The organism is Nocardioides sp. (genome assembly GCF_050699375.1).
GTDB lineage: Bacteria > Actinomycetota > Actinomycetes > Propionibacteriales > Nocardioidaceae > Nocardioides.
Map to the genome: position 1 here is coordinate 1 of NZ_JBOHDN010000122.1, position 5,668 is coordinate 5,668.

Annotated in this window: 6 protein-coding genes; 2 read left to right on the top strand and 4 right to left on the bottom strand. The window is 67.6% G+C overall.

Features of this window, described 5'->3' with window-relative positions; all coding sequences use genetic code 11:
* Nucleotides 1-310 precede the first annotated feature (310 nt).
* Entirely contained in the window at nucleotides 311-1,480 is a 1,170-nt protein-coding gene (locus tag ACRDPS_RS08775) for an MFS transporter (RefSeq protein ID WP_431501244.1), read from the top strand.
* Nucleotides 1,481-1,528: 48 nt separating this feature from the next.
* Here ACRDPS_RS08775 and ACRDPS_RS08780 read toward each other — a convergent pair whose 3' ends face one another.
* From ACRDPS_RS08780 to ACRDPS_RS08790, 3 genes are all read right to left on the bottom strand, one after another.
* On the bottom strand, nucleotides 1,529-1,999 hold the full coding sequence (locus ACRDPS_RS08780) for an SRPBCC family protein (RefSeq protein ID WP_431501245.1): 471 nt from the start codon (nucleotides 1,997-1,999) through the stop codon (nucleotides 1,529-1,531).
* Between the two features lie 48 nt (nucleotides 2,000-2,047).
* On the bottom strand, nucleotides 2,048-2,473 hold the full coding sequence (locus tag ACRDPS_RS08785) for an MmcQ/YjbR family DNA-binding protein (RefSeq protein WP_431501246.1): 426 nt from the start codon (nucleotides 2,471-2,473) through the stop codon (nucleotides 2,048-2,050).
* Between the two features lie 146 nt (nucleotides 2,474-2,619).
* Entirely contained in the window at nucleotides 2,620-3,147 is a 528-nt protein-coding gene (locus tag ACRDPS_RS08790) for a hypothetical protein (RefSeq protein ID WP_431501247.1), read from the bottom strand.
* Nucleotides 3,148-3,227: 80 nt separating this feature from the next.
* Here ACRDPS_RS08790 and ACRDPS_RS08795 point away from each other — a divergent pair, with 80 nt between their 5' ends.
* Nucleotides 3,228-4,754 carry an acyl-CoA carboxylase subunit beta gene (locus tag ACRDPS_RS08795; RefSeq protein WP_431501248.1) on the top strand — a complete coding sequence of 509 codons (1,527 nt, stop codon included), beginning with the start codon at nucleotides 3,228-3,230 and terminating at the stop codon, nucleotides 4,752-4,754.
* Here ACRDPS_RS08795 and ACRDPS_RS08800 read toward each other — a convergent pair.
* The gene (locus tag ACRDPS_RS08800; protein ID WP_431501249.1) at nucleotides 4,751-5,629 is read right to left on the bottom strand and encodes an LLM class F420-dependent oxidoreductase; all 879 of its coding nucleotides are present in this window, start codon (nucleotides 5,627-5,629) and stop codon (nucleotides 4,751-4,753) included. The genes ACRDPS_RS08795 and ACRDPS_RS08800 overlap by 4 nt on opposite strands.
* Nucleotides 5,630-5,668 lie beyond the last annotated feature (39 nt).

Here is a 5,668-nt window from a genome sequence, read left to right on the forward strand (position 1 = left end):
TGGGCGAAGCTGATCGACTTCGAGACGAACCTCCCGACTCAGGTCGAGGAGCTCATCCAACAGCGCGCCGAGCGCGACCAGCCACGAAGCTGAACGTCGGCCTCGGGAGTGCGCGGCGCTGACCGGCCGCGTACTCTGTGGGCATGATCACGCGGGATTAGGGGATCTGCTGCCGACGACATGTGTCGTCGGAACCTTCGGCGTCCCCTTTTCTTCGTGCACCCCAGGGTGGCTGCACCATCCCGAAAGCTGATCAATGTCCGGCACCGTTCTTGCCGGGAGCTACTCCGACCTGTTTCGACTGCCCGGTGTGGCGCGCACTTTCGTGCCCGCCCTCGTCGGTCGACTTGCCTACGGCGTGTTCCCGCTCTCGCTCCTCTTCACCGTCCAGCACGCCACGGGCTCGTTCTCCACGGCGGCGACCGCACTGGCCCTCAACGGTCTCGCCTCCCTCTCGATGCCCCTCAAGTCACGAGTGATCGACCGGTACGGGCAGCGGCTCGTCATCCCGCTGATCACAGCGGTGATGGTGGCCGTGCTCGTCATCGCCGCGGTCATGGCGCGCGCCGAGATCACGAGTTCGCTCCCGTGGCTGGCAGTCGGTCTTGCCGTCGGTTTGGCGAGTCCGCCGCTCGGACCGAGCATGCGAGCACAATGGCGCGTACTTGTCCCCGAGGACGCGATCCCTCGCGCGTACTCCCTCGACGCCGTCAGCGAGGAGACCCTCTACCTCGTTGGCCCGATGATCGCGGCTGGGCTCTTGGCCTTCGCCCCGGCGTACGTAGGACCTCTCGTGTGCGGTGCGCTTCTCATCGTCGGAGCCGCGGGTCTGGCCGCCTCCCCTGCTGCCACCAACACTTCGTGTCTGGGACAGCGTCGGATGGCCGGCGGCCCCCTCCGACATCCCACGTTTCTGAGATTGCTCCTCGTGATGGCTGCTGTTGGCGCGGTGACCGCCACGGTCTACACCGTGACGGCCGCGCGAGCGCTCGCCCTCGGCCACCCGTCCTATGCCGGCCTGGCGGACGCCGGCATCGCCGTCGGCTCGGTAGCCGGCGGTCTCCTCTGGGGCCGCCTCCAACCCGCCTGGCCCGTGGGACTGACCCTCTCCCGACTCCTGACAATCATCGGTGCAGCCGCTCTGGTTGCGAGCGCGGTTGACCCGTTCTGGATGTTCGCGGCTGCACTTGCGGTCGGCGGCATGGCGATCTCACCGATCTACGTTGTCGCCTACCGAGCAAGCGACAGCCATGTCGAACCAGCCGAGATCACCGAGGCCTCCACCTGGGTCAACACCGTCAACAACCTCGGAATGTCGCTGGGCGGCGCAGCTTCCGGATTCCTTGTCAGCGGCTTTGGCGCCCGCGCTCCTGGTTGGGCAGGAGCCGCGGTGGCGCTAGCGCTCGCCTGCGCAATCGCACTTGCACGCCGTCGAGCGCAGGCGCCATCCGGCAGGATGGGTGAGGTGCGCGCCGAGTAAGCCGGTTTGGAGGCGTCAGGTTCAGATGAGACAGGTCACCTGGGCACGCTACGCGGGTCCACGGCCCTCCGCGACAGACGCCAGGCGATCGATCGAAGCCTGGAGCCTGTCGGATGTTGTCGCCCTCGCTCGCGGAATCCGCCGATCGTCTGTCAGTTGCGTCCAGTCGTAGGTGTGGGTGACCCGGGTGTTCACGGCGTCAATGGGCTCGAGTTCCCATCGCCACAGATGTCCAGGCGGCAATTGACCGGGTTCTGCCGGCTTCCAGGCGATGCATCGCCCCTCGGTGAACTCGGTGACGTGGTTCTCCCGGACATTGCCCTTGGTCGTGGTCATCGTGAACACGTCGCCCACGGAACGTACGCGCTCCCCCGGCCGCGCCTCCGACAGATTGTCATTGCCGTCCCAACGGGGCTGTTGGGTCGGCTCGGCTATGAGCTCGAAGATCTCCGATGCTGCAGCCGCGATGTCGCGGCTGGCACTGACGACACGTGGGTCTGCTTCCTCACTGGTGCTCATGAGGTCATGTAATCATCCATGCGCCGAGCGGACGTCAGGACTGTGGAATCACTCCAGGTGATGCTGGCCGAGCCACGTCGACGCCCGACGAGCCGACGCCTGGGCCAGCCAGGCGTCCTGAACCAGTTCCGCGAGCTCATCCCGGGTGAGCTCACCGATGCGGCTGCCCCGCAGCAACACAGACGGATGACCGTCGAAGTGGGCGGTGGTGAAGAACGGTGACGATTGGTCTAGCACCAGCGCTTGCTTGTCCGTCTCGGTTGCGACCCAGAATACGATCACGTCGCTGTAGCGCTCCCCCGTCGCCGGGTCCACTGCGTCGGGTCGCGGGTTTCGGAAGAAGACGAACGACTTCCTGCCGACTTGGTAGACCGGGTTGCCACCCGAGCCATGCTCCACGGTCACATGCGGCATGCCCAGAGCAAGGTCGTGCACATCCTCGAGCCGGGCCGATCGACTCACGTTCGCTGACACACCTCAAGAGTAGGCTTTTCGTGCGTCGCGTCACCACGGCGATACGTCGCCAAGGACAGGGCGCCGAGGAACGTTAGGATCGGCTTCGCCTGGAACAGCACCTACGTCGTAGCGCGACGTCGTCTGAGGAGGCGCAGCTCCCCCGTCTAGGAGGTCGACGAGGTGGATCCGTCGGGTCCCTCGGCTCGGACTCGCTCGACGTTGACCAGCGACTCCTGTAGGTCGGTGAGCCAGTCGCCCGTGTGCTGCTGGACGAGCTTGACGCACCAGCCGAGTGCGTCGCTCCGGCTGCGGGCGACGCCACCGGAGACGAGCAGGTCGAGGACCGCGCGCTCGGGCTGGCGCAGTCGCGTCATCACCGGGGCGGAGACGGTGGTGAACATGTGCCGCTCTCCCCCGATCTCGACGCCCCAGGAAACCTTCCGGTCGAACTGACGTTCCGCTTGCCGCGCGACGGCCATCCGGTCCTCACGCGTGCGCTCTCGGAACTCGCTGGCCCTCCCCTTGTTCGCGGCTGCCCGCTCCTCCTCCGGGGCATCCTCGGCGATCTTCGGCTCCTTGATCCGCCCGACAACAGTGATCTCCTCGCGGTCGATCACGACGTCGGCGATCTCGTCATACACGCCATCGGGCAGCCGTCCGGCGAACCACCCGCGCAACTCTGATGTAAGCATGTAATCATGCTTACACCGCAAGGTCAGAGAACTCAAGAGGTCACCCAGATCGCGCCCGAAGCCCGTGGCACCATGTGCCCGTGACCGACGACACACCCGCAACAGGCCTGCCAGAGCTGCGCGCGCGACGCTTCCTGACCACCGACGCAGCCCGTCCTGACAAAGTCGCTCGCTGGCACGCCAAGGGGCGGCGTACGGCTCGGGAGAACATCGCCGACCTGGTCGATCCGGGCTCGTTCGTCGAGTACGGGCGGTATATCACCGCAGCCCAGGAACACCGCCGTGACCTGGCCGAACTCGTCGTCGAGACGCCTGCGGACGGGATCGTCGGCGGCACCGCCACCATCGGCGGGAAGGCGTGCGCGGTGTTGTCCTACGACTACCTGGTGATGGCCGGTACGCAGGGCATGCGCGGGCATCGTAAGTCGGACCGACTGATCGAGATCGTCCGAAGGATGGGCCTGCCGACGGTCTTCTTCACCGAGGGTGGTGGCGGGCGTCCTGGAGATACGGACATCCCGTTGGTCTCCGCGCTCGACGTCGGCTCGTTCGCGCTGTGGGGTGAGCTCGAGGGCGTCGTACCCAGGATCGCTGTCGTCTCGGGGCGGTGCTTCGCCGGCAACGCGGTCCTGGCCGGCTGCGCCGACCTCCGCATCGCGACCCCTGACGCCAACCTCGGCATGGCCGGGCCGGCGATGATCGCCGGTGGCGGCCTGGGCAGCTTCGCAGCCGAGGAGATCGGCCCGGCCAGCGAGCAGGTCGCCAACGGCGTCATCGACCTGCTCGTCGAAGACGAAGCGGCGGCTGTCGAGGCCGCTCGCAGCATCCTCTCCTACTTGGAGCCGACCCAAGAGCACGGCGAGGCCGAGGACCAGACCGCGCTGCGGACGCTCTTGCCCCACAACGACCGCGAGGCGTTCGACGTACGTCCGGTCGTCGAGGCCCTGGCCGACATCGACTCGGTCACGTGGCTCCGTGACGGGTTCGCATCAGAGCTGGTCACCGCCCTGGCCCGGATCGACGGGATCGCGGTCGGCGTCATCGCCAACCAGTCGACGCATCTGGCCGGAGCGATCACCAGCGAAGCATCGGTCAAGGCCGCCGACTTCCTCGGGCTCTGCGAGCGCTGGGCGCTCCCGGTGGTATCGCTGGTCGACACCCCGGGTTTCATGGTCGGCCCCGAGGCCGAGCGCACCGGCCTGGTCCGCCACGCCTCCCGCATGGTCGTCGCCGGCGCCCAGCTCTCGACGCCCCTGGTCGGGGTGATCCTGCGCCGGGGTTACGGGCTCGGCGCGCAGGCGATGCTCGGCGGAAGCACCCATCGCCCGCTGCTCACCGTCGCTTGGCCCGACGCGCACCTCGGCCCGATGGGCCTGGAGGGTGCCGTACGCCTGTCCATGGCCGCCGAGCTCGCGGCGATGCCCGAGGCAGAGCGTGAGGAGCGAGTCGCCACGCTCACCGAGGAGTACCGCAAGCAGGCCAGCGCGCTCAACGCCGCCCGGATGTTCGAGATCGACGACGTCATCGACCCCGCCGAGACCCGAACCATCCTCGCCGCGACCCTCCGGCGAGCCGTCGCTGCGGCCCCTCCCCAGAGCCGCCCCTAGATCTCCTTCAGCCGCGGCACCAGGTCCACGACCGACGTGGCCCACGGCACCGGGTCGACGTACGGCGTGGGCATCAGCCCGACGAGAGTGATCCCGAGGGCGGCGTACTCCTCCATCGACTTCAGGAACGCATCCGGGTCCTCGGCCGACGGACCCTGGAAGAGGATCGTCTTCTCGATCGCGTCGTAGTCGGTGCCGAGGTCGTCACAGTGGCCGCGCAGCACCTCGAGCTTGTGCTCGACCGTCGCGAGGCCCTCGGGACCTGGAGCACCGAAGAGGTTGCAGCCCTGGCCGTGCTTGGCGACCAGGCGCAGGGTCTTCTTCTCCCCTCCCCCGCCGATCAGCACCGGAACGGATCCGTTGACGGGCTGCGGGAGCGAGATCGTCTCGGCGAGCTGGAAGTGCTTGCCCTCGTACGCACCGTCGTTCTCGGACCACATCTGGCGGCAGATCTCGAGGGTCTCCTCCAGACGCTCGAACCGCCCGGCGGTCGACGGGTAGGGCACGCCGAGCCCCTGGTGCTCGCGCTCGTACCACGCCGCGCCGATCCCCAGGAGCGCGCGGCCACCGGAGAGCCGATCGAGGGTGGTGACGATCTTGGCGAGCAGGCCGGGGTGGCGGTAGGTCACCCCGGTGACGAGCAGGCTGAGACGTACGTTGTCGGTGATCCCAGCCAGGTAGCCGAGCGTGGTGTAGCCCTCGAGCATCGGCTCGAACGGCCCGCCGGCCTGCTCCATCTGGAACCAGTGGTCCATGACGGTGAGCAGGTCCACGCCGCCCTCGTCGGCGATGCGCGCGGTCTCGGTCAGCTTGTCGGCAAGGGTGGTCTCCCACTCGGGGTGGGTGAAGGTGAAGTAGTGGAGTCCAAGGTCCATACCTCAGACGCTAGGCCTTCGAGTGCGCTCGAAGACAAG

Coding starts and splice junctions, on each gene's coding strand:
- ACRDPS_RS08780 (WP_431501245.1), bottom strand. CDS start 1,999: ATGAGCACCAGTGAGGAAGCAGACCCACGTGTCGTCAGTGCCAGCCGC.
- ACRDPS_RS08790 (WP_431501247.1), bottom strand. CDS start 3,147: ATGCTTACATCAGAGTTGCGCGGGTGGTTCGCCGGACGGCTGCCCGAT.
- ACRDPS_RS08800 (WP_431501249.1), bottom strand. CDS start 5,629: ATGGACCTTGGACTCCACTACTTCACCTTCACCCACCCCGAGTGGGAG.